Annotated in this window: 25 protein-coding genes; 13 read left to right on the top strand and 12 right to left on the bottom strand. The window is 69.8% G+C overall.

The genetic code is table 11. The features are described from left to right. Positions 1-481: 481 nt before the first annotated feature. The 3 genes from JF886_RS00345 to JF886_RS00335 all read left to right on the top strand — a co-directional run bounded on the left by JF886_RS00345 (position 482) and on the right by JF886_RS00335 (position 4,241). The gene (locus JF886_RS00345) at positions 482-1,741 is read left to right on the top strand and encodes a Glu/Leu/Phe/Val family dehydrogenase (RefSeq protein WP_337308456.1); all 1,260 of its coding nucleotides are present in this window, start codon (positions 482-484) and stop codon (positions 1,739-1,741) included. A 68-nt stretch (positions 1,742-1,809) separates the two neighbouring features. Next, complete coding sequence (locus JF886_RS00340; protein ID WP_337308453.1) at positions 1,810-3,087, top strand: NAD-dependent epimerase/dehydratase family protein; 1,278 nt, start codon at positions 1,810-1,812, stop codon at positions 3,085-3,087. Beyond that, a complete protein-coding gene (locus JF886_RS00335; RefSeq protein WP_337308451.1) occupies positions 3,084-4,241 on the top strand; it encodes a lysophospholipid acyltransferase family protein in 1,158 nt (385 codons plus the stop codon). Before JF886_RS00340 ends, JF886_RS00335 begins: the two co-directional genes overlap by 4 nt. A 4-nt stretch (positions 4,242-4,245) precedes the next feature. On the opposite strand, the gene JF886_RS00330 is transcribed toward JF886_RS00335, so the two are convergent. Both JF886_RS00330 and JF886_RS00325 read right to left on the bottom strand, forming a co-directional pair. Continuing rightward, positions 4,246-5,058: an adenylate/guanylate cyclase domain-containing protein gene (locus tag JF886_RS00330; RefSeq protein ID WP_337308449.1), complete on the bottom strand. Its 813-nt coding sequence runs from the start codon at positions 5,056-5,058 to the stop codon at positions 4,246-4,248. A gap of 19 nt (positions 5,059-5,077) precedes the next feature. Further along, the gene (locus JF886_RS00325; protein ID WP_337308447.1) at positions 5,078-5,230 is read right to left on the bottom strand and encodes a hypothetical protein; all 153 of its coding nucleotides are present in this window, start codon (positions 5,228-5,230) and stop codon (positions 5,078-5,080) included. A gap of 285 nt (positions 5,231-5,515) precedes the next feature. Between JF886_RS00325 and JF886_RS00320 the strand changes: the two genes are divergently transcribed. The 8 genes from JF886_RS00320 to JF886_RS00285 all read left to right on the top strand — a co-directional run bounded on the left by JF886_RS00320 (position 5,516) and on the right by JF886_RS00285 (position 12,985). Beyond that, entirely contained in the window at positions 5,516-6,676 is a 1,161-nt protein-coding gene (locus JF886_RS00320; protein WP_337308444.1) for a GuaB3 family IMP dehydrogenase-related protein, read from the top strand. Positions 6,677-6,684: 8 nt separating this feature from the next. After that, on the top strand, positions 6,685-8,271 hold the full coding sequence (guaA, locus tag JF886_RS00315; protein ID WP_337308460.1) for a glutamine-hydrolyzing GMP synthase: 1,587 nt from the start codon (positions 6,685-6,687) through the stop codon (positions 8,269-8,271). An 11-nt stretch (positions 8,272-8,282) separates the two neighbouring features. After that, complete coding sequence (purD, locus tag JF886_RS00310; RefSeq protein ID WP_337308442.1) at positions 8,283-9,569, top strand: phosphoribosylamine--glycine ligase; 1,287 nt, start codon at positions 8,283-8,285, stop codon at positions 9,567-9,569. Next, entirely contained in the window at positions 9,566-10,060 is a 495-nt protein-coding gene (gene purE, locus JF886_RS00305) for a 5-(carboxyamino)imidazole ribonucleotide mutase (protein ID WP_337308440.1), read from the top strand. The genes purD and purE overlap by 4 nt, the downstream gene beginning before the upstream one ends. Beyond that, entirely contained in the window at positions 10,060-10,440 is a 381-nt protein-coding gene (locus tag JF886_RS00300) for a RidA family protein (RefSeq protein WP_337308438.1), read from the top strand. The genes purE and JF886_RS00300 overlap by 1 nt, the downstream gene beginning before the upstream one ends. 50 nt (positions 10,441-10,490) lie before the next feature. Further along, positions 10,491-11,114 (top strand): maleylpyruvate isomerase family mycothiol-dependent enzyme, encoded by a 624-nt coding sequence (locus JF886_RS00295; RefSeq protein ID WP_337308436.1) that lies wholly within the window; start codon positions 10,491-10,493, stop codon positions 11,112-11,114. After that, positions 11,111-11,653, top strand: coding sequence for a dihydrofolate reductase family protein (locus JF886_RS00290; protein ID WP_337308458.1), 543 nt, complete (start codon positions 11,111-11,113; stop codon positions 11,651-11,653). Before JF886_RS00295 ends, JF886_RS00290 begins: the two co-directional genes overlap by 4 nt. Positions 11,654-11,794: 141 nt before the next feature. Beyond that, positions 11,795-12,985: a pyridoxal phosphate-dependent aminotransferase gene (locus tag JF886_RS00285; RefSeq protein WP_337308434.1), complete on the top strand. Its 1,191-nt coding sequence runs from the start codon at positions 11,795-11,797 to the stop codon at positions 12,983-12,985. A gap of 13 nt (positions 12,986-12,998) precedes the next feature. Here JF886_RS00285 and cimA read toward each other — a convergent pair whose 3' ends face one another. The 10 genes from cimA to ilvD all read right to left on the bottom strand — a co-directional run bounded on the left by cimA (position 12,999) and on the right by ilvD (position 24,845). Then, on the bottom strand, positions 12,999-14,585 hold the full coding sequence (gene cimA, locus JF886_RS00280; protein WP_337308432.1) for a citramalate synthase: 1,587 nt from the start codon (positions 14,583-14,585) through the stop codon (positions 12,999-13,001). Next, complete coding sequence (gene leuB / locus JF886_RS00275) at positions 14,582-15,661, bottom strand: 3-isopropylmalate dehydrogenase (RefSeq protein WP_337308431.1); 1,080 nt, start codon at positions 15,659-15,661, stop codon at positions 14,582-14,584. Before leuB ends, cimA begins: the two co-directional genes overlap by 4 nt. After that, entirely contained in the window at positions 15,658-16,281 is a 624-nt protein-coding gene (leuD, locus tag JF886_RS00270; RefSeq protein WP_337308429.1) for a 3-isopropylmalate dehydratase small subunit, read from the bottom strand. Before leuD ends, leuB begins: the two co-directional genes overlap by 4 nt. Continuing rightward, the gene (gene leuC, locus JF886_RS00265; RefSeq protein ID WP_337308427.1) at positions 16,278-17,705 is read right to left on the bottom strand and encodes a 3-isopropylmalate dehydratase large subunit; all 1,428 of its coding nucleotides are present in this window, start codon (positions 17,703-17,705) and stop codon (positions 16,278-16,280) included. The genes leuD and leuC overlap by 4 nt, the downstream gene beginning before the upstream one ends. Beyond that, positions 17,702-19,342 carry a 2-isopropylmalate synthase gene (locus JF886_RS00260; protein ID WP_337308425.1) on the bottom strand — a complete coding sequence of 547 codons (1,641 nt, stop codon included), beginning with the start codon at positions 19,340-19,342 and terminating at the stop codon, positions 17,702-17,704. The genes leuC and JF886_RS00260 overlap by 4 nt, the downstream gene beginning before the upstream one ends. Next, on the bottom strand, positions 19,339-20,388 hold the full coding sequence (gene ilvC, locus JF886_RS00255) for a ketol-acid reductoisomerase (protein WP_337308423.1): 1,050 nt from the start codon (positions 20,386-20,388) through the stop codon (positions 19,339-19,341). Before ilvC ends, JF886_RS00260 begins: the two co-directional genes overlap by 4 nt. Before the next feature lie 19 nt (positions 20,389-20,407). Continuing rightward, entirely contained in the window at positions 20,408-20,992 is a 585-nt protein-coding gene (ilvN, locus tag JF886_RS00250) for an acetolactate synthase small subunit (protein WP_337308422.1), read from the bottom strand. Continuing rightward, positions 20,989-22,722 carry a biosynthetic-type acetolactate synthase large subunit gene (gene ilvB / locus JF886_RS00245; protein WP_337308421.1) on the bottom strand — a complete coding sequence of 578 codons (1,734 nt, stop codon included), beginning with the start codon at positions 22,720-22,722 and terminating at the stop codon, positions 20,989-20,991. The genes ilvN and ilvB overlap by 4 nt, the downstream gene beginning before the upstream one ends. Beyond that, positions 22,719-22,913, bottom strand: coding sequence for a hypothetical protein (locus JF886_RS00240; RefSeq protein ID WP_337308419.1), 195 nt, complete (start codon positions 22,911-22,913; stop codon positions 22,719-22,721). The genes ilvB and JF886_RS00240 overlap by 4 nt, the downstream gene beginning before the upstream one ends. Before the next feature lie 183 nt (positions 22,914-23,096). Further along, complete coding sequence (gene ilvD, locus JF886_RS00235; protein ID WP_337308417.1) at positions 23,097-24,845, bottom strand: dihydroxy-acid dehydratase; 1,749 nt, start codon at positions 24,843-24,845, stop codon at positions 23,097-23,099. A gap of 236 nt (positions 24,846-25,081) precedes the next feature. On the opposite strand from ilvD, the gene aroF reads away from it, so the two are divergent. Together aroF and JF886_RS00225 are read left to right on the top strand one after the other, a co-directional pair. Further along, positions 25,082-26,194: a 3-deoxy-7-phosphoheptulonate synthase gene (gene aroF / locus JF886_RS00230; RefSeq protein ID WP_337308415.1), complete on the top strand. Its 1,113-nt coding sequence runs from the start codon at positions 25,082-25,084 to the stop codon at positions 26,192-26,194. Further along, the coding region (locus JF886_RS00225; RefSeq protein ID WP_337308414.1) for an amino acid-binding protein at positions 26,184-26,547 on the top strand (364 nt) is incomplete at its 3' end. The genes aroF and JF886_RS00225, both read left to right, overlap by 11 nt.

The raw sequence follows: 26,547 nt of genomic DNA, 5'->3' as shown, positions 1-26,547 counted from the left end.
GAGTCTCTTCTCGAGCTCGTTGACGGGGAGGGCCTTGACGAGCCCCTGCACCGCTTTCAGTAGGTCGCCTCCACCACTGTTGGCGCGACGACTCACGCGTTTGACGGTGCGGCTGACAGCTTTGTCAATGCCGCTTCTCCTGCGTCTGCTCCTGGCCATGTGTACGGGCCTCCTTGGTGATGATCACTTCGCTCTGGATCACCACGACGGCTGTTTGTGACAGGAGGTGGTCAAAACACCCCCCGCCGGGTCATGCATAAGCATGGTGCCTATACACACTCTTGTCAACGTGTCACCGTATTTGTGACACAGCTGTCGTCATCGGAGCAACGTCGCAGAGTGCTGCAATGGGGGCTGTCGGCGCCGCGCACGAGCGTTGCGCGCGGCCCCGCATCCTTGTCTGCGCGCCCGGCGTGCCGCGTCACTCGCAGCGCTCTCGGGAACCCCCACGAATGCCACCTCCGAGAGATAAGGTGTGCCCATGACCGCGACCGTGCAGGGCAGCGCGACGCTCGCCATCGCCCAGCATCATTTCGACACGGCAGCGCGCCAGCTCGATCTCGATCCGTCGCTCACAGCGGTGCTGCGGCACATCAAGCGAGAGCTGGTTGTCCACTTCCCGGTGGAGATGGATGACGGCAGCTTCCACGTCTACACGGGGTTTCGCGTTCAGCACAACATCGCCCGCGGACCGGCCAAGGGAGGGCTGCGTTACCACCCCGCGATGACGCTCGCGGATGCCCGCGCCCTGGCCATGTTCATGACCTGGAAGGCCGCCGTCGTTGGGGTTCCGTTCGGCGGCGCCAAAGGCGGTGTCGTCGTCGATCCCAAGCTCCTCGGCCCCACCGAGCTGGAGCGGCTGACGCGCCGCTTCACCACCGAGATCTCGCTGCTGATCGGCCCCGACCGTGACATCCCCGCCCCGGACATCGGCACCGGTCCGCAGGAGATGGCGTGGATCATGGACACGCTCTCGATGCACGCCGGCTACTCTGTGCCTGCGTCGGTGACCGGCAAGCCCACCGTCATCGGCGGCTCCGAGGGTCGCCACGCTGCCACCGGACGCGGCATCGCAACGGTAGCCGTGCAGGCGCTCAACGACTCGGGCATCGACTCCGCCGGGGCGACCGTGGCGGTGCAAGGTTTCGGCCAGGTGGGTTCGAACACCGCGCACCTCCTCGCCGCCGCCGGGCTGCGTGTGGTCGCGGTCTCCGACAGCCGCGGCGGCGTGCACAGCGGCGCCGGCCTCGACATCCACGCGCTGACCGCCCTCAAAGAGGAGGGCGGCGCGCTCGCCGACTACGGCGGCGCTGAGACGCTGACCAATGACGAGCTGCTCACACTCGGCGTCGACCTCCTGGTGCCTTGCGCGCTCGAGGCGCAGATCACCGGCGCCAACGCCGCGGGGGTGCGCGCCCGCGTCATCGCCGAGGGCGCCAACGCGGCTGTCGACCCCGACGGCGACGCGGTGCTCGCCGACCGCGGAGTGCTGATCGTCCCTGACATCCTCGCCAACGCCGGCGGCGTGGTCGTCTCCTACTTCGAGTGGGCGCAGGACCTGCAGACCTTCTTCTGGGCCCCCGGTGAGGTGAACGCCAGGCTGCGCGAGGTGATGGGCCGCGCCTACGACGCGGTGCGCGCCAGGTCGCAGTCCCAGAACGTCTCCCTCCGCGAGGCGGCGTACCACATCGCGGTCGCCAACGTGGCCGAAGCCACGGAGGTTCGCGGGATCTACCCGTAGCGGAGCGCTCCCTTCGTTCCTGGGACCTGTTCGGTACCATCGACGCGCTGTTAAGGGAGGTTTCCACCGTGGCCCAGGGCAGGCGCATCCTCGTCACCGGTGTCTCGCGCTTCTGGGGCGCCGAGCTGGCCCGCCGGCTGGAGGCGGACCCGGGCGTCGAACAGATCGTCGCCGTCGACACCGAGGGGCCGATCCGTCAACTGGCCCGCACCGACTTCGTGCGCGCCGACATCCGCCACAGCCTCGTCGGCAAGCTGATCCGCGGGCTTGGCATCGACACGGTGGTGCACGCCGGCCTCATTGTCGACCCGCAGCAGGCGGGTGGCCGCACCGTGCACGAGACCAACGTCATCGGCACCATGAACCTGATCGCGGCCTGCAGCGGCGCCGACAGCCCGGTGCGCCAGCTGATCGTCAAGTCGAGCACGGCGGTGTACGGCAGCGAGCCCGACGACCCCTCCTTCTGGACCGAGGACATGCGCCGGCGCGGGCCCGCGCGCGACGGCTTCACCGGCGACCTCGACGAGGTCGAGTCGTACGTGCGCGACTATGAGATGCGCCACCCCGACGTGGCGGTGACGCTGCTCCGCTTCGGCAACGTGCTCGGCGACGTGCTCGACTCGCCCTTCGCCCGCCTCTTCGACCGCGCGGTCGTGCCGACGGTGTTCGGCTTCGACCCGCGCCTACAGTTCCTCGACGAGGACGACGCCATCGCGGCACTTACCCACGCCACGCTCAACAAGTGCCGGGGCACGTACAACGTCGCCGGTGCCGGGGTGGTGGTGCTCAGCCAGGCCATCGCGCTGATGGGCAAGATCAACGCGCCGGTGATTCCCTTTGTGGGCGGAACCATGGCGCTGCGCTTCCTCGAACGCTTCGGGCTCGTCGACTTCCCGCCCGAGTTCGTGCGCCTGCTCCAGCACGGTCGGGTGGTCGACACCACCCGCCTGCACGTCGAGCTCGGATTCCATCCACAGCGCACCACCATGGAGGCGGTCGCTGCCCACGGCCGCCAGCGCCGCGCCCGCGGCGTGCTCGACGCCGAGGCACCATACCGCTACGAGGCCGAGCTGGAGGAGTTCCTGCGCAGCCGCGGCCAGCGCGACGAGCCCGCGTCGACCAACGCCAACGGCCGCCGCAGCCGCCGTCGCCGCACCACCACGGTGGCGACCGCTTCAGCAGCGAAGCGCACCGCGCGGCGCACCTCGAAGCCCGCAAGCGCCTCGCGCAAGGCCACCGCCCCGCGCCAGGCGCCTACCCGGCGCAAGCCAAGCACGACCCCGCGCAAGAGCAGCGCCCGGCCGCGTCGCGCGCGTAGCGCACCGGACGCGGACGCGAGCGCATGACCCGCGCGGCGTCAGCGCGTCCCAGCGGCAAGCGCACGTCGTCCAACGGCCACCGCCCCCACCGCAGCGCCGACCTCAAGCCGGTGGCGACCGCGCCGCGACGTCGTGTCCCCGCTGTCGCTCCCTCGCCACCGCGCTGGTTCACCCGGCCGAGCCGCCCATCGCTGCCGTCGCTCTCGTCGCTCTCAGGGCTCACCGCGCTGCTGCCGACGGACCGCCTCTCCGCGCTGCGCCGCGACCTTCCCGCCACGGCGATGGCCGCCACCGGGATGCTGGCCCTGCGGCTGCGCGAGCTCACCGGCCGCGACCTCATGGACCTGGAATCCCTCCAGGAGCTGATGAGCGTGTACTACCGCCTCGCCGCGGTGCGCGAGCAGCACGCCAACAACCAGTACGACATCGACGACTTCGGCTTCGACCGCGAGTGGACCGAGGCGCTGATGCCGATATTCCGCGTGGTGGCTCGACGCTACTGGCGCGTCGAGCTCGAGGGCACAGAGAACATCCCGCGCAGCGGCGGCGCCCTGCTCGTCTCCAACCACGCGGGGGTGCTGCCGTGGGACGGCGCCATGATCAAGGTAGCGGTCTTCGACGCGGTGGACCGCCACGCGCGCGCGCTCATCGCCACCTGGTTCGGCGAGCTGCCGGTGGCGTCGTGGTTCCTGCGCCGCACCGGCCAGACGCTGGGACACCCCGACGATACGCTACGCCTGCTCCGCGCCGGCGAGATGGTGCTGGTGTTCCCCGAGGGGGTGCGCGGCACCGGCAAGCCGTGGAACGAGCGCTACCGGCTGCGCCGCTTCGGGCGCGGCGGTTTCGTCGAGGTGGCCCGGCGCGCCGGCGTGCCGATCGTGCCCATCTCCGTGGTGGGTTCCGAGGAGACGTACCCGATGATCGCCGACATCCGTTCGGTGGCGCAGACGCTCGGCATGCCGTACTTCCCGATCACGCCGACGTGGCCTCTGCTTGGGCCGCTCGGACTGCTCCCCCTGCCGAGCAAGTGGTTGATCACCTTTCATCCGCCGGTCGCTGTGAGCGCTGGCACCGCCGCTGACCCCGGCTCGGTCATGGAGATGGCCGACTCGATCCGCGCCACCGTCCAGGACGGGGTCGTCGAGAACCTGATGCGCCGTCAGCGCGTCTTCCGCGGCTAGCGCGCTAGCCTCCGTTCTGCCAGCGCACCGCGAGCACTCGCGGGGCGCCCGAGATCCCCTTCAGCGGCACCTTGCGTGGCTTGCCGAGAGTGTGGGTGCCGTCCAACCTCGTGGCCACGTCCTCGGTCACCAGGATCTCCGCGCCGCGGGCCTCCGCGGCCACACGTGCCGCGGTGGCGACGTTGATGCCGAAGAGGTCGCGGCCGCGCGCGATCGCCGGCCCAGTGTGCAAACCGATGCGCACGCGCACAGTCGCGCCGGGCACAGCATCGGCCGCACCGAGCTCACGCTGCACGGCGACTGCCGAGGACAGCGCCGCGTCGGGATCGGCGAAGGCGGCCATGAAGGAGTCGCCGAGCGTCTTGATGACCTGGCCACGCTTATGCCGGATGCAGCGCCGCACCAGCTTGTCGTGCACGGTGAGCACCTCGAGCCAGGCGTCGTCACCGAGCTTCTCGTTGAGCGCCGTCGATCCCTCGATGTCGCTGAACATCAGCGTCACCGTTCCGTCCTTGCCGGTGACCCTGTGAAGGTCTGGTCGCTCACGCACCGCCCACGCTGACAGCGAACCCAGCGAGTCGCGAACCACCCGGGTACCGATGTCCACGCCCGTCTGCACCGCGATCTGGGTCAGCTCGACGCCGGTGCGCCGTACGATCGTGGCCAGGCTGGCGGTGGGATCAGCGATCTCGCGGGACTGCTCGACGGCCTCCGTCGGGGGCGCCCGCCGCGGTCGTCGCGCCCCGGTGAGGTATCCAGCCGCGAACGCCGCAGAAACCAGCACGACCACGAGGACCGCCACGAGCAGAGGGCTCATGAGCGAGCATTGTCATGGGTCAGGTGCCGAAGGATCCCGTGCAGCTGTATGAGTACACCGACCGGCCCGGCTTGGCGTCGATCAGGTAGTGCATGTCATCGACCAGGGGTGCGCCGCCGACATCGACGACGGTGAGGTCGACGACCGGGTTGGTCTGCCCCTTGTTGGCCACGAGGACGTCAGCGTCGGCAACAACAATCCTGGCAAGCCAACGGCCCAAACGCGCGAATGGCTCCGTCGCGGCTTCCCTCAGCATTCGGCCGAGCGCGACCACCACATGTAGCGTCTGTCCGCCGCAAGGGGCACAAGATGCTGCGCTGGCCGAGCCGGACCGTCACGGCGCTTTGCTACACTCCCTTGATGGTGGGATCGTCGCCGCCCGCTCCGCGTTCCATGACCCAGCCAGCCCCGTGCCGCGCTGGGTTTTTCTGTCTTAACAACCTGTTTGGGAGGCCGTATGGAGATCGAGCTCGGTAGGGGAAAGATGGCGCGGCGCGCCTACGGCTTTGACGAGGTGGCCCTGGTGCCCGGACGGGTGACCATCAACCCGGACGAGATCGATGTGAGCTTTGCCCTCAACGGCTCGAGCTTCGACATTCCCTTCTTGGCGGCGGCCATGGACGGCGTCGTCGACGTCGGCTTCGCCCAGGGGATGGGCCGCCTCGGCGGCCTCGCGGTGCTCAACCTCGACGGCGTGCAGACCCGCTATGAGGATCCCAGCGAGGTCCTCCACGAGATCGCCGAGGCATCGCCGCAGGACATCAACGTCCTCATCCAGAAGATCTACACGGCGCCTGTGCAGGACGGCCTCATCGGGCAGCGCATCGAGGAGATCAAGTCAGCGGGCGTGCCCTGCGCCATCTCCACCACACCGGCCGGCGCCGAACGCCGTGCCCCGATCGTGCAGGAGGCCGGCGCCGACGTGCTCGTCGTGCAGGGCACCGTGCTCACTGCACGCCACGTGAGCAAGAGCTACAAGCACCTCAACTTCAAGGACCTCACCGCCTCGATCGGCATGCCGGTGATCGTTGGCAACTGTGTCGACTACGCCACCGCGCTCGAGCTGATGGACACCGGCGTCAAGGGCCTGCTCGTCGGCGTCGGTCCCGGCGCTGCGTGCACCAGTCGCGCTGTCCTCGGGGTCGGCGTGCCCCAGGTGACCGCCACCGCAGACTGCGCAGCCGCGCGCGACGACCACCTGCGCCGCAGCGGCGAGCGCGTGGCGATCATCACCGACGGGGGCATGCGCCTCGGTGGCGACGTCGCCAAGGCATTCGCGAGCGGCGCCGACGCGGTGATGATCGGTTCGGTGTTCGCCTCGGCCGAGGAGGCCGCGGGCCACGGCAACCACTGGGGTATGGCCACGCCCGACGCCAACCTGCCCCGCGGCACGCGCATCCGCACCGGCATCAAGGGCAAACTCGCCGAGATCCTCTTCGGCCCGGCGCACGTCGACGACGGCAGCATGAACCTCGTCGGCGCCCTGAAGACCTCGATGGGCATGTGCGGCGCGCGCAACATCCAGGACTTCCAGCGCACCGAGATGGTCATCGCCCCGTCGATCAAGACAGAGGGCAAGGTGCAGCAGCGCGACCAGCGCGTCGGGATGGGGGTGTGACCGGCGGCATGGCCGTCATCCCCAAACAGGATCCCGTCGCGCCGGTCGACCCGGCCGTCGCCCAGGACACCGTGCTGGTGCTCGACTTCGGTTCCCAGTATTCCCAGCTGATCGCGCGCCGCGTGCGCGAAGCCAGGGTGTACTGCGAGCTCGTTCCCGGTACCATCAGCGCCGACGAGGTGCGCCGCCGCTCGCCGCGCGGGCTCATCTTCAGCGGCGGCCCGGCGTCGGTGTACGACGAGGGCGCGCCCCAGGCTGACCCCGCGCTGTACGAGCTCGACCTTCCCATCCTCGGCGTCTGCTACGGCATGCAGCTGCTCGCCCACCAGCTCGGTGGCGCGGTCAAGGCGGCGGTGCGCCGCGAGTACGGCCACGCCTCGATCAGCATCGACGAGCGCACCGGCATCTTCGAACACCTGCCCAGCGAGATCGACGTCTGGATGTCGCACGGCGACGTCATCACGGCCATCCCGCCCGGCTTCCACGCCGCCGCGCATTCGATGAACTCGCCGTACGCGGCCATCAGCGGCCCCAAGGGCCGCTACGGCATCCAGTTCCATCCCGAGGTGGTGCACACCCCGCTGGGCCGGGAGATCCTGCGCAACTTCCTCATCGACGTCTGCGGCTGCGCGGGCACGTGGGAGCCGTCCTCGTTCATCGAGATGGCCGTCAGCGACATCCGCACGCGGGTCGGCAGCGGCAAGGTCCTGTGCGCGCTCAGCGGCGGTGTCGACTCCGCGGTGGCAGCGACGCTCGTGCACCAGGCGATCGGTGACCAGCTCACCTGCGTCTTCGTCGACAACGGGCTGCTGCGCCGCGCCGAGGGTGAACGCGTCGTCGAGGTGATGAGCCACCAGCGCCACATCAACCTTGTACACGTCGACGCCACCGATCGCTTCCTCAGCGCACTCGCCGACGTCACCGACCCCGAGGAGAAGCGCCGCCGCATCGGCCGCACCTTCATCGAGGTCTTCGACACCGAGGCGCGCCGGCTCGGTGACATCGACTTCCTCGCCCAGGGAACGCTCTACCCCGATGTCATCGAGTCGACGTCGCACGACACCCACAACGCGCAGAAGATCAAGACCCACCACAACGTCGGCGGCCTCCCCGAGGACCTGCGCTTCCAACTGGTGGAACCGCTGCGCTACCTGTTCAAGGACGAGGTGCGCCAGGTGGGCCTGGCCCTCGGCCTGCCCGAGGACATGGTGTGGCGGCAGCCGTTCCCTGGCCCAGGCCTGGCGATCCGCATCATCGGCGCGGTCACTGCCGAGCGGCTCGACACGCTGCGCGCAGCCGACTGGGTGGTCATCGACGAGATCAAGCGCAGCGGCCTGTACCGCAAGGTGTGGCAGAGCTTCGCCATCCTCACCCCGATCTCCTCGGTGGGCGTGATGGGCGACAACCGCACCTACGCCAACGTCGTGGCCATTCGCATCGTCGAGTCCGACGATGGCATGACCGCGGACTGGGCCAAGATCCCCTACGACGTGCTCGCCACCATCAGCCGGCGCATCGTCAACGAGGTCGCCGGCGTCAACCGCGTCGTGTACGACATCTCGAGCAAGCCGCCGTCCACCATCGAGTGGGAGTAGGCCGCGCAGCGATGCGCGTCCTGATCGCCGGCTCCGGGGCACGCGAGCACGCGCTGGCCTGGGCGTGCACCCGACAGAGCTCGAACGTCGAGCTGATCTGCGCGCCCGGCAACGGCGGCACGGCGATCATGCCGATGGCCGCCAACGTGCCGGTCGCTGCTGACGACGGCGCAGGCATCGTCGCGGCCGCGCGTGAGTTCGAGGCAAACCTTGTGGTCGTCGGGCCCGACGCTGCACTTGCCGCCGGAGTCGCCGACGCATGCACGGCGGCGGGCATCCCCGTCTTCGGCCCCGCGGCGTCGGCCGCGCGCATCGAGAGCTCGAAGGTGTTCGCCAAGACCGTGATGGACGAGGCCAACATCGCCACCGCGCGCTGGCTGAGCGGCAAGGTAACGGATCGCCGGCGCCTGCTCAACCTGGTCGCCGAGCTCGGCGGTCGCTGCGTCGTCAAGGCGGACGGGCTCGCGCTCGGCAAGGGCGTGTTCGTCTGTGATGACGTCGATGAGGCGGAGGCGGCCATCGCCGCCTGCTTCGACGAGCAGCGCTTTGGCGCGGCAGGCAACGAGGTGCTGGTGGAGGAGCGGCTCGAGGGCCTGGAGGTGAGCGTGCTCGCGCTCACCGACTCTCGCAACATCCGGGTGCTGCCGGCGGCGCGCGACTACAAGCGCATCGACGATGGCGACGCCGGGCCGAACACCGGCGGCATGGGTGCGCTCACCCCTCCCGCGGGCATCGACCCGCAGTTCCTCGAGCTCGTGGAGGCGCAGGTGCTCCGCCCCTGCGTCGACACGCTCCGCGAGCTGGGCTCGCCGTTCTCCGGCTGCCTCTACGCGGGGCTGATGATCACCGCCGACGGCCTACGAGTGCTTGAGTTCAACGCGCGCTTCGGCGATCCCGAGACTCAGGTGATCGTGCCTGTGCTGACCGACGACCTGCTCACCCTGATGGCCGACTGCGCGGCGGGCACGCTGTCACCGGGCTACGGCGTCGCGGCGAGCCCGAGCAGCGCGGTCGGCGTGGTCCTGGCGGCGGCCGGGTACCCCGGAGCACCGCGCAAGGGCGACGCCATCACCGGCCTGGATCAGCTCGATCCATCGGTGATCGCGTTTCACGCCGGCACGAGGCGTGATGCCGACGACACTCTGCGCACCGATGGGGGTAGGGTGCTCACACTTGTCGCCCGCGGCGACTCACCCGACGAGGCCAGGCAGCAGGTGTACGGAGCGCTGCCGGGAATCCACTTCGAGGGCATGAAGTACCGCGGCGATATCGGACTCGAGCAGGCAGGAGACATATGAGCGGGACGTTGATGGTGGGGATCGTGGTCGGCAGTGAGTCCGACTTGGACGTCATGTCGAAGTGCGGCAAGGTGCTCGACGAGTACGGCATCGGCTGGGAGATTGGCGTGATGTCCGCGCACCGTGCCGGGGAGGTGGTGCGCAGCTATGCGCAGCAGGCTTCGCAGCGCGGCCTGCGCGTGCTTGTGGCGGGCGCCGGCGCGGCGGCGCATCTCCCGGGCGTGCTGGCGTCGCTGACCACGCTGCCGGTGATCGGCGTGCCCCTCGCCGCCACCCCGCTCAGTGGCTTCGACTCGCTGCTCAGCATCGTGCAGATGCCGCCGGGAATCCCCGTGGCCACAGTCGCCGTCGGTGACATGGGCGCGCGCAACGCCGGCCACCTCGCCGCCGAGATCATCGGGCTCTTCGACGAGAGTGTCGCCGCCTCGCTGGCCGAACACCGCGCCAAGATGCGCGAGACGGCGCGACCGCCCGAGGGATTCGTTCCGTAGTGGGCGAGCGCAAGCGCATCTCCTCGGGGTCGCCGTATGAGGGGCGCATCGGCTTCAGCCGCGCCATCGTCGTGGACAGCCGCGTCGTCGTGTCCGGCACCGCACCGGTGTGGCCGGACGGCAGTTGTGATCCCGACGCCTACGTGCAGGCGCGGCGCTGCCTGGAAATCATCGAGCAGGCGCTGACCGAGGCGGGCACGTCGCTGACCGACGTGGTGCGCACGCGCATGTTCCTCACCGACGCGGATGATGCCGACGCCGTCGGTCGCGCCCACGGTGAGGTGTTCGGCGACACCCGGCCCGCGGCGACCATGGTCGTGGTCAAGGCCCTGCTCGACCCGCGCTGGAAGGTGGAGATTGAAGCCGAAGCGCAGGCATGAACCCCGCCGCGGCGGCTGATAGACTCGGCGACGAACTGGGGGTGTGAGCTATGCCGGCAAATCGATGGCCGATCATCCACGCTGAGCGACGAGCTCTCGTGGCGGACCTCGAGCCCAGCTCGCCACAGCAGTGGGCTACTCAGTCGCTCTGCTCCGACTGGTCGGTGCAGGACGTTCTGGCGCACATGACGGCCACCGCCAAGATGACGCCGCCGCGCTTCTTCGGGCAGTTCATCGGGTCCGGATTCCGCTTCAACACAGTCCAGGCGAAGGGCGTCGCCGCGGAACGAGGCGGCTCCGGCTCGGACGCCCTCGCACGGTTCAAGCAGGAGCTGAACGCGACTACCCATCCCCCAGGACCCGTCGACGCGATGGTTGGCGAGCTAGTCGTGCACTGCGAGGACATCCGCCGCCCGCTCGGCATCCGGCACACCTACTCCGACGAGGCGCTCACCACCACGGCCAACTTCTATCGCAAGTCCAACCTCCTCATCGGAGCAAAGCGGCGCGCCGAGGGTCTGACACTGCGCGCCACCGATGTCGACTGGTCCGCCGGTACCGGGCCCGAGATCACCGGCCCTCTGGCGTCGATCATCCTGGCGATCACCGGGCGGCGAGCCGGGCTGGCCGATCTCTCCGGCGACGGCCTCGCAACGCTGACGGCGCGGGTCTGACCGCGTCCCAGCCGTCGCGACCGCAGCTGTCGGTCTTCATCGCCTGCAGCGTCGACGGCTACATCGCCACGAAGGAGGGCAGCCTAGGCTGGCTCGACGCAGCCGCCGTGCCTGGCGAGGACTATGGCTGGGAAGCGTTCATCGCGTCGGTCGATGGGCTGGCCATGGGCCGGGGAACCTACGACCACGTCGCCGACGTGCAGCCGTGGCCATTCGCTGACAAGAAGGTCTTCGTCTTTACGCATCGGCCACCGCAACCACGCACCGGGGTGACGTTCTGGTCGCGCACCCCGGCCGAGGCCCTGGCCGAGTGGACCGAGGTGGGTTTGCGTCGCGTGTATGTGGACGGCGGCGTCCTCATCGGCCAGTTTCTCGGTGAGAATCTCATCGACGACCTGACGATCACGATGGCACCGATCCTCCTCGGCCAGGGCGTGCCACTGTTCCAGTCCAACGGTGGTGCTGGTCGGCTCGAGCTCCGCCAGGCCGTGCCCTTTCCCAGCGGGATGATCACCATCGAGTACCGACGGGCGTCCTGATCGACCAGGTGCCGACCACCGCGACGATGGTGTCGACGGCAGTCGAAAGGCCGGCGTCGGAGCAGCGGAGGAGCAGCCGATCACCGTTCGTCCCGCCGGCAGGACCACACGCCGCGGCGCTGCAGCTCGATGATCGGGGGCATGCGCGTCATGGTTCACTGTCAGCGCATGAATGATGAGGCGCGACGCGCCGGCCTGAACCCCGCGGTCGCTGGCATGGCGCGGTCCGGCATCCGCGAGATCATGGACGCCGCGTGGGGTCGGCCCGGGGCGATCCGCCTCGAGGTGGGTGAGCCGGATTTCCCGACGCCCGCGCACGTCGTCGAGGCCGCCCACCTCGCCGCGCTCGAGGGCAACACCGGCTACCAACCCAGTGCTGGCATCCCGCAGCTGCGCGAGGCGCTCGCGGTGAAGGTCCGTGAGCGCAACGGCTACACGGTGACGCCGCAGCAGACGATCGTCACCCAGGGCGGCGTCGAGGCTCTCTACGCGTCACTCCTGACGCTGACGCAACCGGGTGATGAGATCCTCCTGCCCGACCCGGCGTGGCCGAACTTCCTGCTCATTTCGCAGATGCTGAACCTGCGCGCGATGACCTACCCGCTCACCGCGGATGCGGGCTACCAGCCGGAGCTGGAGACGCTCGAGGCACTGGTCAGCGCGCGCACCTCTGTCATCGTGATCAACTCGCCATCGAACCCGGTCGGTGCGGTCATCGGTCGTGCGCGCATGACCGAGCTGCTCGCGTTCACCGAGCGGCATGGGCTGTGGATGGTGTCGGACGAGTGCTACGACGAGATCGACTTCGACGGCGGCTTCGTCAGCCCCGCCTCGATCGCGCCGGAGCGGGTGGTGTCGGCCTACAGCTTCTCGAAGACGTACGCGATGACCGGCTGGCGGATCGGCTACGCGGTGGCGCCGCCCGAGGTCGCGCCGACGCTGGCCAAGTGCCAGGAGCCGATCATCTCGTGCGTCAACGCGCCGACGCAGTACGCCGCGCTCGCTGCGGTCACCGGTCCGCAATACGTGGTCACCGAGATGCGCCAGGCGTACCGGGAACGGCGCGGTGTGGCGCTGTCGGTGCTCAAGGGGTCGGAGTTGCGCCCTTTCGCGCCCCAGGGAGCGTTCTACCTCTGGGTCGACGCGCGCAGCACGGGGCTGCCGTCGCGGGAGCTGGCCATGCGCCTGCTCGAGGAGCGCAACGTGGTGGTCGTGCCTGGCTCGGCGTTCGGCGCGCGCGGCGAGGGCTTCCTGCGGGTGTCGCTGGCGTCGTCGGCGGAGTCGATCGTGGAGGGGCTGCGGCGCCTGCTCGACCTCACCGCGTCGTTGTAGCCGGCCCCGGCCGTCAGGCGCTGGCAGCGTCCTCCGCAACCGCACGGCGCGCCTGCACGATGCAGTACTCGAAGGCGTCGGCGAGCGCCACGCACGACGCCTCGATGATGTTGGTGCTGCAGCCCACCGTGGACCAGCGGCGCTCGTGGTCGCCGGACTCGATGAGCACCCGCACCGCCGCGGCGGTGCCACCGTGGCCATCGAGCACTCGCACCTTGTAGTCGTGCAGCTGGGTGGTCGCCGTCTGAGGAAACGTTGGTGAGAGCGCCTTGCGCATGGCGGCGTCGATGGCGTTGATCGGGCCGTTGCCCTCGGCCGCTGTGTGCACCACGTCGTCCCCGATGCGCACCTTGATGGTGGCCTCGCAGACCAGGTCCTGGCCCTCGCGCTGCTCCACCAGCGCGATGTAGTCGATCACCTCGAAGGGACGCTCCTGCCCACGGGCGCGCTCCACCAGCAGCTCGAAGGATCCATCGGCGTCCTCGAACGCGAAGCCGCGGTGCTCGAGCTCCTTGACCCGCGCGGTCACCTGGCGCACCAGAGCGCGATCGTCGCTGAGGTCGATACCCAACTCCCGGGCACGGTCGAGGATGTTGGCGCCGCCGGACTGCGAGCTGACCACGGTGCGCGTGTGGTTGCCCACCGTCGCCGGGTCGATGTGCTGGTAGGCGTACGACGCCTTGCGCATCGCGTCGACGTGCTGGCCGCCTTTGTGCGTGAACGCCGCCGCACCCACGTACGGCGAGTTGATCGGCGGATGGAGGTTGGCGATCTCGGCGACATCGCGGGCCACCGAGGAAAGGTGGCGCAGTTGCGCATCGTCGACGAGACGGTGGCCCATCTTCAGCTGCAGCGCCGGGATCAGGGTGCAGAGGTTGGCGTTGCCGGTGCGTTCACCGTAGCCGTTGATGCAGCCCTGCACCTGTACCGCGCCGGCCCGCACCGCCGCGAGCGTGTTGGCCACGGCGCAGCCGGTGTCGTCGTGGCAGTGGATGCCGGCGACCGCGCCGAAGTCGGCGGTCACGCGCCGGGTCACTGCCTCGATGGTGTCGGGGAGGGTGCCGCCGTTGGTGTCGCACAGCGCGATCCGGTGTGCGCCCACGCTCAGCGCGGTCTCCAGGCAGCGCAGCGCGTAGTCGGGGTCGGAGCGGTAACCGTCGAAGAAGTGCTCGGCGTCGAAGCACACCTCGCGCCCCGCCTCGACCAACCACGCCACCGTCTCCGCGATCATGCTGAGGTTCTCCTCGGGCGAGGTGCGCAGCACGTCGCGGATCTGCGCGTCCCAGCTCTTGCCGACCAGCGTGATCACCGGTGCGCCGGAATCGAGCAGGGCGCGCACCTGGAGGTCGTCCTGGGGCAGCACCCCGGGCCGACGGGTGGCGCCGAACGCCGCCAGCCGGGCGTGGGCGAACGTCATGCCGCGCAGCTGCGCGAAGAACTCCGTGTCGGTCTGGTTGGCGCCCGGCCAACCACCCTCGATGACACTGACGCCGATGCGGTCGAGGTGCTCGGCGATGCGCACCTTGTCGGACACCGAAAAGTTGATGCCCACCCCCTGGGCGCCGTCGCGCAGCGTGGTGTCGTAGATCTCCAGGGTCATGACGTCACCCCGGCGGCCGCGCGACGTGCGGGCAGTGCGGCGACCACGGCAGCGCCGGCCGCTGAGGTGCTCGCGCTGCCCCCGATGTCGGCGGTGAGCACGCCATTGTCGATGCACGATTCGACGGCCGCCTCGATCGCCGCTGCAACCTGGGGCCGCTGCAGCGAGTGGCGGAAGAGCAACGCCACGCTGAGGATGGCGCCGTACGGGTTGGCCCGGTCCTGACCGGCGATCTCTGGCGCGGTGCCGTGGATGGGCTCGTACAGCCCGGGCCCGGACGCGCCGAGGCTCGCTGAGGGCAGCATGCCGAGCGACCCCGCGAGCACGGCGGACTCGTCGCTGAGGATGTCGCCGAACATGTTCTCGGTCACGACGACGTCGAGGTCGCGCGGATGGGTCACCAGGTGCATCGCGAAGGAGTCGACGAGCGCGTGGTCGAGCGACACCGTCGGGTACTCAGCGGCCATCGTGCTGACCGTCTGCCGCCACAGCTCACTGGTCATGAGCACGTTGGCCTTGTCCACCGAGGTGAGACGGCCGCGACGCTCCGTGGCCAGCGTGAACGCGACGCGAGCCACGCGCTCGATCTCGGCGCGACTATATGCGATGGTGTCGACTGCCGTCGTCTCGTCGCGGTGACGCGGCTGCCCGTAGTAGGCGCCGCCGGTGAGCTCACGCACCACCACAAGGTCGACGCCACGCACCACGTCCGGTCGCAGCACGGTGTGCTCGACCAGGCGCGGATGCACGCGCACCGGGCGCAGATTGGCGAACACCTCGAGCGCGGCGCGCAGCCCGAGCAGGCCGGCGCCGGTGCGCTGGTCGCCGCTGAGGTGGTCCCATTTCGGGCCGCCGACGGCGCCGAGCAGCACCGCGTCCGCGGCCTTTGCCGCCGCCAGGCTCTCCGCCGGCAGCGGCGTCCCCGCCTCGTCGATGGCGTGACCACCGATGAGGTGCTCCTCGACGAGGACGTCGATGTCCGCGCTTGCCGCGGCGACGCGCAGCACCGCCACAGCCTGGACGGTGACCTCGGGCCCGATGCCGTCTCCCGGCAGGGTCACCACGCGCACGCTCACACCGGCTCCTCGACGCGGCTGAGGTCGGGCATCCACGCCGGGCGCGCCGCCTCGTACGTGGAGATGGCGTCCTGGTTGTGCAGCGTCACGGTGACCTCGTCGAGCCCCTCGAGCAGCTTGCGCCGCTCCCTGGGCTCGATCTCGAACTCAAAATGGAGGTCGCCGGCGGTAACAGTGCCGTCCTCGAGGTCGACGATGCACTCGACACCCGGATCCTCGGCGGCGAGGTCGAGGAGCGCGCGCACGTCATGCTCGGGAAGGATCACCGGCAGCAGCCCGCAGCTCAGCGCGTTGCCGCGGAAGATGTCGGCGAAGGACGACGAGATCACCGCACGGATGCCGTGGTCCTCGAGCGCCCACACCGCGTGCTCACGCGAGGAGCCGCAGCCGAAATTGTTGCCGGCCACCAGCACGGTGCCGTTGCGATACGGGTCCTGGTTGAGCACGAAGTCGGGCCGCTCGGCACCGGTATCGTCGTAGCGCCAGGCGTGGAACAGGAACGGACCGAAGCCGCTGCGCTCGATCCGCTTGAGGAATTGCTTGGGGATGATCTGGTCGGTGTCGACGTCGGATCGATCGAGCGGCACCAGGGTGCCGTGCTCACAGCGGAACGGCCTCACGACACGGCCTGCGCGACGCGCGCCGGCAGGCGTCGCACGTCGGTGATCCGTCCCTCGACCGCCGCCGCCGCGGCCATCGGCGGGGAGACCAGGTGAGTGCGTCCGCCGCGACCCTGGCGCCCCTCGAAGTTGCGGTTGCTGGTGCTGGCGCAACGGTCGCCGGGCTGGAGGATGTCGGGGTTCATCCCCAGGCACATCGAGCAGCCCGCGTCGCGCCACTCCGCGCCCGCGTCCATGAAGATGCGGTCCAGCCCCTCGCGCTCCGCCGCCAGCTTGACCTGCTGCGAGCCGGGCACCACGAGCACGCGCACCCCGGCGGCGACCTGCCGGCCCTCCATCACCGCGGCCGCGCCGCGCAGGTCCTCGATGCGCGAGTTGGTGCACGAGCCGATGAACACCGTGTCGATGGCCACGTCCTGCATCGGCGTGCCGGCGGTCAGGCCCATGTACTCGAGCGCGCGTGCAGCCGACTCGCGCAGGGAGGGATCTCCGAAGCTCTGTGGGTCGGGGATGCTCTCGGTCACCGCCACCGACTGCGCCGGGGTGGTGCCCCACGTGACGTACGGCGCCAGCTCAGCGGCGTCGATGTGCACGCTGCGGTCGTACGTCGCCCCGGGATCGGTCGCCAGCTGCTTCCACGCGGCCACGGCAGCGTCCCACGCCGCTCCGCGCGGCGTAAACGGCCGTCCCTGCAGGTACGCGATGGTGCTGTCGTCGGACGCGATCATGCCGGCGCGGCCACCGGCCTCGATGGTGAGGTTGCAGAGCGTCATGCGCTGCTCCATCGACATCGCGGCCACCGTGGAGCCCGTGTACTCGACGGCGTGGCCGGCGGCGCCGGCGGTGCCGATGGTGCGCACCACGCCGAGCGCCACGTCCTTGGCGGTGACTCCGACGGGCAGCTCACCATCGATGCGCACCTCCATCGTCGCCGGGCGCGCCACGCGCAGTGTCTGCGTCGCCAGCACGTGCTCGACGTCGGTGGTGCCGATACCGAACGCCAGCGCTCCAAAGGCGCCGTGCGTGGCGGTGTGGCTGTCCCCGCACACGATTGTCGTGCCCGGCAGCGTCAGGCCGAGCTCGGGACCGATGACGTGCACGATCCCCTGCCAGCGGTGGCCGACGCCGTAGCAGGCGATCCCAAAGTCGGCGCAGTTCTTGCGCAGCGCCTCCACCTGGGCGGCGCTCACCGGGTCCTCGATCGGCGCCAGCTGATCGATGGTGGGCACGTTGTGGTCCATCGTCGCCACCGTCAGCAGCGGCCGCCGCACCGTGCGTCCGGCGATGCGCAGCGCCTCGAACGCCTGTGGCGAGGTCACCTCGTGCACAAGGTGCATGTCGATGTACAGCATCGCCGGGCCGTCGTCGTCGACAGGGACGCTGTGTGCCTCCCACACCTTCTCGAAGAGCGTCCGGGCGGTCATCGCTGCGGTGCGGTCGCAGCGCCGGACGTCTCCGGCGTGGGCTTGTCGCCGCTGGCCACTCCATCGGCCATCCGGTTGAGCGCGTGGACGTACGCCTTGGCGGCGGCGACGATGATGTCAGTATCGGCGCCGTGCCCGGCGGCGCGGGTGCCGTCGTGGTGCAGCCGCACGCTCACCTCACCGATGGCGTCGATGCCGCCCGTCACCGCCTGCACGGCGAACTCCTCGAGCTCACCCTCCACCTGGCAGAGCTCATGGATGGCGCGGTACGCGGCGTCGACGGGGCCGTCGCCGATCGCCGCCGCCTCGTGCGAGAGGCCGTCCGGCAGCAGCATGCGCACTGTCGCGGTGGGGCGCAGCTGCGTGCCGCAGCTCACCTGGAGGTGTTCGAGCTGGTACTGCTCGTCGCCGGTGCGGCGCTCGTCGGCGACGACAGCCTCGAGGTCGCGGTCGGTGACGTCGCGCTTGCGGTCGGCGAGCTCCTTGAAGCGCACGAAGGCGCGCTTCAGCTCCTCCTCGTCGAGCTTGTAGCCGAGCTGCTCCAGCCGATTGCGCAGCGCGTGACGGCCGGAGAGCTTGCCGAGCACGAGCGTGCTGCCGGCACCCACCTCGGCGGCGTCCATGATCTCGAACGTCCGGCGGTCCTTGAGGATCCCGTCCTGGTGGATTCCCGAGTGGTGGGCGAAAGCGTTGGCGCCGACCACCGCCTTGTTGGGCTGCACCGCCATCCCGGTCAGCTGGCTGACCATTCGCGAGGTCCGGTACAGCTGCGAGTGGTCGAGCTGGGTGCTCACCCCGAACACCTCGGGATGCAGACGCGTCGCCATGGCCACCTCTTCGAGCGCGGCGTTGCCGGCGCGCTCACCGATGCCGTTGACGCACGTCTCCACCTGGCGCGCACCGGCGCGAATCGACGCCAGCGAGTTGGCGACAGCGAGCCCGAGGTCGTTGTGGCAGTGCACCGAGAGCGTGACACCGGCCAGGCTGGGCACGCGCATCGTCAGCCATCCGATGAGGCCGCGCCATTCATCGGGGGTCGCGTAGCCGACGGTGTCGGGCAGGTTGATGGTGGTGGCACCCGCCTCGATGGTGGCGGCGACGACGTCGGCGAGGTATTCGGGCTCGGTGCGGCTGGCGTCCATTGGCGAGAACTCGACGTCCTCGCGAAAGGTCTTGGCCAGCGCTGTCATCGAGCGCGAGCGCTCGAGCACCTCAGCCTGGCTCATGTGCAGCTGCGAGTCGCGATGGATGGGTGAGGTGCCGATGAACACGTGGATGCGCGCCCGCTGCGCCGGCTCCAGCGCCTTGGCGCACTGGCGCACGTCGGCCTCGAAGCAGCGCGACAGCCCGGCGATCACCGGCCCCTCGACGTGCTCGGCGATGGCGCGCACCGCCGCGTAGTCGCCGGGGGACGAGAAGGGGAAGCCCGCCTCGATCACGTCGACACGCAGCCGGGCCAGCTGACGCGCGATGGCCAGCTTGTCGTCGGCGGTGAGCGCCACACCGGGCGACTGCTCGCCGTCGCGCAGGGTGGTGTCGAGGATCGTCAGCGGCTCCGGGTTTGCCGGGGCCACCGCGGTGAGCAGCGGGTTGCCGAGGCTCTGGGCTACGTCGCTGTGGCCGTTGCTGGAGCTCATGACGTCGCTTCCTTGGCGCTGCCATTCACCGTCTCCATCCCGGGCGCGGTCTTGGCGTCGAGCCAGCTCATCTTGGCGCGCAGCTCGGCTCCGACCCGCTCCACGGGGTGGTGGTGATCCTCGTCGCGGTACTCGAGGAAGTCGGGCCGGCCGTTCTCGTTCTCGGCGATCCAGCGCTTGGCGAAGGTGCCGTCCTGGATGTCGGCGAGGATGCCGCGCATGGTCTGCCGCGTGCGCGCGTCGACAACCTTCGGTCCACTGACGTAGTCGCCGAACTCGGCGGTGTCGCTCACCGAGTAGCGCATGTACGAGAGGCCGCCCTGGTACATGAGGTCGACGATGAGCTTGAGCTCGTGCATCACCTCGAAGTAGGCGAGCTCGGGCTGGTAGCCGGCGTCCACCAGCGTCTCGTAGCCGGCCTTCACGAGGCTGGAGATCCCGCCGCAGAGAACTGCCTGCTCACCGAAGAGGTCGGTCTCGGTCTCCTCGGCGAACGTGGTGCGCAGGCAGCCGGCACGCGTCCCGCCGATGCCGGCGGCGTACGCGAGTGTGCGCTGCCATGCGGTGCCAGTGGCGTCCTGCTCGACCGCCACCAGCATGGGAACGCCCTGCCCGTCGGCGAACGTGCGGCGCACGAGGTGGCCCGGCCCTTTCGGCGCCACCATGCCGACGTCGACGCCCTCCGGTGGAGCGATCTGGCCGAACCTGATGGTGAAGCCGTGCGCGAAGAGCAGCAGGTTGCCCGGCTTGAGGTTGTCGCGGATCTCCTCGTCGAACAGCTTCTTCTGCGCCGTGTCGGGAGCGAGCACCATGACCACATCGGCCTCGGCGACAGCGTCGCTGGGGGTGAGCACGCGCAGGCCCTCCGCCTCCGCGGCGGCGCGGCTGCGCGATCCCTCGGGCAGCCCGACGCGCACGTCGTGGCCTGAGTCACGGAGGTTGAGCGCGTGGGCGTGTCCCTGGGATCCGTAGCCGAGCACCGTGATCGGCACTCCGTCGAGCAATCCCGGCTCCACGTCGGAGTCGTAGTACATCTTTGCCGCCATCAGTTGGTCCTCATCAGTGCTAGACGTTTCCGGTCATGTCGACGGCTTCGCCCGGCTCCGCGGCGGGCGACGGTGGCTCGGGATCGCGTGGGGTGTCGAAGTCGATGAGTCGCAGGCGCGCGTCGTCGCCGCGCACCAGGGCGACTGCGCCGCTGCGGGCCATCTCCTTGATGCCGAAGGGGCGCATCAGCTCGATGAAGTTGTCGACCTTCTCGGTCGAGCCGGTGACCTCGACGATCACCGACTCCGAGGCGATGTCGACGACGCGACCGCGAAAGATCTCGAGGATGTCGAGCAGGTCGCGGCGGCTGCTGTTCGGCGCGTGCATGCGCAGCAGCAGCAGCTCATGGGCGACGAAACGCTGGCCGCTGATGTCGTCGATGGTGATCACGTCGATGAGCTTGGCGAGCTGCTTGGTGGCCTGCTCCGCCTGTTGGCGGCCCACGTGCACCGCGACGGTCATGCGCGACACCGAGGGGTCCTCGGTCGGGCCCACCGAAAGCGAGTCGATGTTGAAGCCGCGCCGGCGCACCGCCGAGGCGACGCGGTTGAGCACACCCGGCTTGTTCTCGACGAGGATGGAGAGAAGGCGGCTCTGGCTCATGAGGCCTCGACGAAATCGAGCATGCCCTTGCCCAGTGGCACGATCGGGTACACGTTGGCGTCCTTGTCGATGTCGAAGTTCATCAGCACCGGGCCACGGTGGGCGATCGCCTCGTCGAGCATGGGGCCGACGTCGCTGTACTTGTCCGTGCTCATCGCCTTCATCCCGAAGGCCTCACCGAGCTTGACGAAGTCGGGCGTGAAGGTGAGGTCGACAGCCGAGCGGATCCCGCCATAGAAGTCGTCCTGGAACTGGCGTACCATGCCCAGGCTGGCGTTGTTGAGGATGAGCACGTTGACGTCGATGTTCTGCTCGACCATCGTGGCCATCTCCTGCATGTTCATCACGAAGCCGCCCTCACCGCTGACACAGAACACCGTCTTGTCGGGGTTGGAGAGTTTGGCGCCCATCGACGCCGGGAACGCGTAGCCCATCGTCCCGGTGCCGCCCGAGTTGAGGAAGTAGCCGGGCTTTCCGTAGTCAAACCACAGCGCCGCCCAGATCTGGTTGAGGCCGACGTCGGCGAGCACGATGGCCTCGTCGTGGCAGCGCGCGTACATCTCCTGGAGCACCTCCTGGGGCTGCAGGATCCCGTTGCGCGCCACGAACTTGACCGGGTGCTCCTCCTTCCACTGGTCGATGGTGGTGAGCCACTCGTGCTCGCGCTTGGGCTCCACCAGCGGCAGCAGGGCGCTGAGCGCGCTGCGCGCGTCGGCCACCAGCGACACGTGCGGCACCACGTTCTTGCCGATCTCGGCGGGGTCGATGTCGATGTGCACGATGTGCTCGACACGCGGCGCGAACGAGTCGAGCCGGGTGGTCACTCGGTCGTCGCAGCGCATCCCGACGAGGATGAGCAGGTCGGCGTCGCAGACGGCGCGGTTGGTGAAGCCGGCGCCCATGAACCCGACCATCTGCAGCGCGAGCGGGTCGCGGACCGGGTAGGCGCCGGTGCCGAGCAGCGTCCAGCCGGTGGGAATGTTGGCGCGGTGGGAGAGCTCGATCACCTGCTCCTCGGCGCCGGAGATGATCACGCCGCGACCGATCAACATGACCGGGCGCTTCGCCTCACCGATGAGCTGGGCGATGCGGCGCAGCTTCATGGAGTCCGGTTGGGGCGCGTCGGGGAACGAGCGCATCCGCACCGGCTCGGTGCAGGGCACGTACTCGGCGGTGGCCTGCTGCAGGTCCTTGGGAAGGTCGATGAGCACCGGCCCCGGGCGTCCGGAGCGGGCCACGTGGAAGGCCTCTTGGATGGTCGGGGCGATGTCCTCGATCCGCGTGACCAGGTAGCTGTGCTTGGTGACCGACATCGTCGAGCCGATGACGTCCGACTCCTGGAAGGCGTCGGTGCCGACCGCGGTGACCGGCACCTGGCCGGTGATCGCCACCACTGGCACCGAGTCTGCGTACGCGGTGGCCAGGCCGGTGACCATGTTGAGCGCCCCGGGCCCGCTGGTGGCGAACACGACGCCGATGGCGCCGCGCCGGCTGCGCGCGTACCCGTCGGCGGCGTGGGCGCCGCCCTGCTCGTGGCGCACCAGCACGTGGTGCAGCTGCGGGTAGGAGGGCAAGTGCTGGTAGAGCGGCAGGTTGGCCCCGCCCGGGTACCCGAAGATTGTGCTCACCCCCTCGGCGAGGAGGCACTCGAAAACGATCTCAGCCCCGGTGAGAACGCGCCTCTCCGGGTCCGTCTCCTCCGCACCTGAGGACGGCCGGGCCTGGATCACTTGTAGGTGCGGTGGATTGCGTCGCGGACATCGTCGAAGCCCGCCTCGTGGTAGTTCCTCGATGGAGCGCCGTACGGGCGGCTCCGGAACTGGGACTGTTCGCGTTGGTGGCGCTCCCTGGACGCGGGTCCGTCCGCGACCTGGTCCTCGTCGTGATGGGCAGCTCCCTGCCGGTGTCCGCCGTTGTCCATCGCCGTGCCTCCGTGTCGTGGGTAAAAAAAGAAGGGCCCCCTCCTGAGGAGGGGACCCTTTGTGATTCCTGATCTGGTCGGTGCTGCCCTACGTGCGCGCACGCCTCGTCTGGAACCTCGGGGTCCCGCTCCTAATCAGGAGCAGGCCGAGGCCTACAAGGACGAGGACGAGCGACATGGACATCAGGGTCGGTAGCCTACGGGAGGATTGCTCGAGCGGTCAAGTTCAGCGCTGTTACGAATCGGAACCGGCGAGGTCAGCGCCCCCCGCGACGCCGAGCCAACCATCGCCGCGTACTTGGCGAGCGCCCCGTACCGGTACCGGGGTGGAGGCGGCGTCCAGCCCTGCAGCCGTTCGGCGAGCTCTGCCTGCGTCACCTCGATGTCGATCCGGCGGCTGTCGACGTCGACGGTGATGACGTCGCCGTCGCGGACCGCCGCCAGCGGACCGCCCAGCGCGGCCTCGGGCGTGACATGGGCGACCATGAAGCCGTGGGTGGCCCCGGAGAATCGGCCGTCGGTGATGAGCACCACCGAGTCGCCCAGCCCGGCGCCCACGATCGCGCCGGTTACCGAGAGCATCTCGCGCATCCCCGGGCCGCCGACCGGACCCTCGTAGCGGATCATCACCACGTCGCCGGCCCGGACGGTCCGCGCCTGGACGGCGGCGAAGCACGCCTCCTCGCTGTCGAAGACGCGCGCGGGGCCGGTGTGCCGGGTGCGCTCGTGGCCGGCCAGCTTGACCACGCAGCCCTCGGGGGCGAGCGCGCCGTGCAGGATGGCGATGCCGCCGCGGTTCTTGAGCGGTGCAGCGGCCGGGCGGATCACCTCCTGGCCGGGGGTCTCGTGCGCCGCCGCGGCGATCTCGCCGATGGTGCGGCCATCGACGGTCGCGCACCCCTCGTGCAGCAGCCCAAGCTCCTGGAGGCGGGCGCCGAGCACCGCCAGCCCGCCGGCGCCGTGGACGTCGGCGGCCACGAACCTGCCGCCCGGCTTGATGTCGACCAGCACAGGAGTCTTCGCCGAGATCCGGTCGAAGTCGGCCAGATCGAGCGGAACCGCAGCCTCAGCGGCGATGGCCAGCAGGTGGAGAACAGCGTTGGTCGAGCCGGCGCTGGCCGCAACGCAGGCGATCGCGTTCTCGAAGGCCTCGGGTGTGGCCAGGGCGCGGGGACGGACGTCCTCCATCACCAGCCGTGTGGCCAGGCGGCCTGCCTGTGTCGCCGCCGCGGCCTTGTCCGGGTGCGTCGCGGGGATGTCGTTGGCGCCCGCGGGGCTGAGCCCGAGGAACTCCATCACGGTGCTCATCGTGTTGGCGGTGAATTGACCGCCGCACGCGCCTGCGCCGGGGCAGGCGGTCGCCTCGACCGCGGCGAGCTCGGCGTCGTCGATGCGACCCGCGGCGTGCGCGCCGACCGCCTCGAAGACCTCCTGAAGGGTGATGTCGCGACCGTGGAGGCGGCCGGCGGCGATGGTGCCGCTGTAGAGGACGAGCCCGGGGACGTCGAGACGGCACAGCGCCATCGCCGCCGCGGGGATGGTCTTGTCGCAGCCGACGATGAGCACCAGTCCGTCGAAACTGTGGCCGCGCGTCACCAGCTCGATCGAGTCGGCGATCACCTCGCGTGACACCAGCGAGGAGCGCATTCCCTCGGTGCCCATGGACACGCCGTCGCTCACCGCGATGGTGTTGAACTCCATGGGCAGCGCACCGGCGGCACGGATCCCGGCCTTGACGTGCTCGGCCAGCGCGCGATGGTTGAAGTTGCACGGCATCGTCTCGATCCAGGCGTGGCCGACGCCGATGATCGGCTTGGCGAGGTCCTCCACGGTGAACCCGATGGCGCGCAGCATCGCGCGCGCGGGCGCGCGTGCAGGTCCATCCGTCATGACCGCGCTGTACCGCTTGCCGCGCTGCGCGTTGCTGTCCATCTTCGCGGCGAGTGTAGCCAAGGCTTGGAGACCTCGCGCTTGCCGCTCGCCCCGTGAACTGTTAGGGTCCGGCCATGCGATTCAGCGCGCGTTTCTATTTTGATCGGCCAGCCATGCGGCTGCCGAGGGCTTCCCGAGCCTAACGCGCAGTCGTTCCCGAGGCTGGCTACATCAGATGATGGGTCAGTCCCGGAAGAGCCCCGCGGAGTGACCCTCACTTCACGGAGGACTCAGAGGTGGTGATCGACTCACTGCTCCCCAGCGCCAGTCGCAGTGTGCGCGCGCACCGCGTCGCCATCGGCGGCGTGCTCATCGGCGGCCCCACTGTGCCTGTGATCAGTGGCCCCTGCGCCGTCGAGCCAGGCTACGTCGACCACGCGCGCGCCGCCGCCGATGCCGGCGCGTCTGTGCTGCGCGGCTGCGTGCACAAGCCGCGCACGGCGCCGGAGGCGTTCCAGGGCATGGGCGCCGCCGGGCTGTCCCTGCTCGACGAGGCGCGCCGGGTCACCGGTCTGCCGGTCATCGCCGAGCCTCTCGATGTCGAGCACGTGGCCCAGCTGGCACCGCACGTCGACGCACTCATGATCGGCGCGCGCTCGATGCACAACACCCCACTGCTCCGCGCCGCGGGGCGAAGTGGCCTGCCCGTGGTGGTGAAGCGGGGAATGTCCGCGACCATCGAGGAGTGGCTGGCGGCGGCGCGCTACGTCACCAACGAGGGCAATGAGGCGGTGGTGCTCTGCGAGCGGGGCATCCGCACCTTCGAGACGGCGACGCGCAACACGCTCGATCTCTCGTCGATCCCGGTGCTGCGCGACCGCACCGAGCTGCCGGTGATCGTCGACCCCAGTCACGCGGCGGGAAGGGCGTCGCTGGTCCCCGCGCTGGCCATCGCCGCCGTCGCCGCTGGGGCTGACGGCCTGCTCATCGAGTCCCACCCCGACGCCGAGCACGCCCTGTGCGATTCCGCGCAGTCGATCACCTCGGCGACGCTGGCGCAGATCGTTCAAGCCACCGAGCTGCTGGTGGCGTCGGCGCGACCGTCACCCGCGAGCACCATCGTGCAATGCCGCGACGCCATCGACGGCGTCGACTCGGCGCTGGCGCGACTGCTCGACCGTCGCGCGAGGCTGGTGGCGCGCGTCGAGTCCATCAAGACGGACGCCGGCCTGCCCATCCGCGACCACCGCCGTGAGGCGGAGATCGCCGACCGGGTCGCGCGGCTGGCTCCGCAGCTCGGCCGCGACGGCGCCGCGGCGGTCATGTCGGCGGTCATCGGCGCGTGCCTTGGCGCTGCGCTCGACGGCGCACCCCCGATTGAGCGCCTCCCCGAAGAGGGTGCAGCCTGACGTGGAGGGGATCGAGCTGCTCTGGGACGTCGCCGTCGAGCTTCACGATGCTGCCGGCCTCGCCGCGGTCGCGGACGTGCTGGCCCGCGCCGGCATCAACGTGGACTCGGTTTGCCTGGTGCGCGGCCCCGCGCCTCTGACATGCCACCTGCTGGCCGCCGACGGTGCGAACGCGGCGGACGCGCTCGCGCGCGCCGGCACACCTGCCAGCACGCGTGAGGTGCTCGTCTGCGTGCTCCAGAACCGCCCCGGCACGCTGGCGGCGGTGAGCGCCGCGCTCAACGTCGCCGGTGTCACCGTCGACCTCCTCTACCAGGCAACGGACCGAGGGCTGGTCATCGGCGCCGATGACC

This window comes from Candidatus Aeolococcus gillhamiae, from assembly GCF_016464765.1.
Classification (GTDB): Bacteria; Chloroflexota; Dormibacteria; order Aeolococcales; family Aeolococcaceae; genus Aeolococcus; species Aeolococcus gillhamiae.
The sequence above is the reverse complement of the archived record's forward strand: the minus strand, read 5'-3'. Positions and strand labels throughout refer to the sequence as shown.

Coding starts and splice junctions, on each gene's coding strand:
- JF886_RS00335 (WP_337308451.1), top strand. CDS start 3,084: ATGACCCGCGCGGCGTCAGCGCGTCCCAGCGGCAAGCGCACGTCGTCC.
- JF886_RS00345 (WP_337308456.1), top strand. CDS start 482: ATGACCGCGACCGTGCAGGGCAGCGCGACGCTCGCCATCGCCCAGCAT.
- purE (WP_337308440.1), top strand. CDS start 9,566: ATGAGCGGGACGTTGATGGTGGGGATCGTGGTCGGCAGTGAGTCCGAC.
- leuC (WP_337308427.1), bottom strand. CDS start 17,705: ATGACCGCCCGGACGCTCTTCGAGAAGGTGTGGGAGGCACACAGCGTC.
- JF886_RS00260 (WP_337308425.1), bottom strand. CDS start 19,342: ATGAGCTCCAGCAACGGCCACAGCGACGTAGCCCAGAGCCTCGGCAAC.
- JF886_RS00240 (WP_337308419.1), bottom strand. CDS start 22,913: ATGGACAACGGCGGACACCGGCAGGGAGCTGCCCATCACGACGAGGAC.
- ilvC (WP_337308423.1), bottom strand. CDS start 20,388: ATGGCGGCAAAGATGTACTACGACTCCGACGTGGAGCCGGGATTGCTC.
- cimA (WP_337308432.1), bottom strand. CDS start 14,585: ATGACCCTGGAGATCTACGACACCACGCTGCGCGACGGCGCCCAGGGG.
- ilvN (WP_337308422.1), bottom strand. CDS start 20,992: ATGAGCCAGAGCCGCCTTCTCTCCATCCTCGTCGAGAACAAGCCGGGT.
- purD (WP_337308442.1), top strand. CDS start 8,283: ATGCGCGTCCTGATCGCCGGCTCCGGGGCACGCGAGCACGCGCTGGCC.
- ilvD (WP_337308417.1), bottom strand. CDS start 24,845: ATGGACAGCAACGCGCAGCGCGGCAAGCGGTACAGCGCGGTCATGACG.
- JF886_RS00330 (WP_337308449.1), bottom strand. CDS start 5,058: ATGAGCCCTCTGCTCGTGGCGGTCCTCGTGGTCGTGCTGGTTTCTGCG.
- guaA (WP_337308460.1), top strand. CDS start 6,685: ATGGCCGTCATCCCCAAACAGGATCCCGTCGCGCCGGTCGACCCGGCC.
- JF886_RS00320 (WP_337308444.1), top strand. CDS start 5,516: ATGGAGATCGAGCTCGGTAGGGGAAAGATGGCGCGGCGCGCCTACGGC.
- JF886_RS00285 (WP_337308434.1), top strand. CDS start 11,795: ATGCGCGTCATGGTTCACTGTCAGCGCATGAATGATGAGGCGCGACGC.
- JF886_RS00295 (WP_337308436.1), top strand. CDS start 10,491: ATGCCGGCAAATCGATGGCCGATCATCCACGCTGAGCGACGAGCTCTC.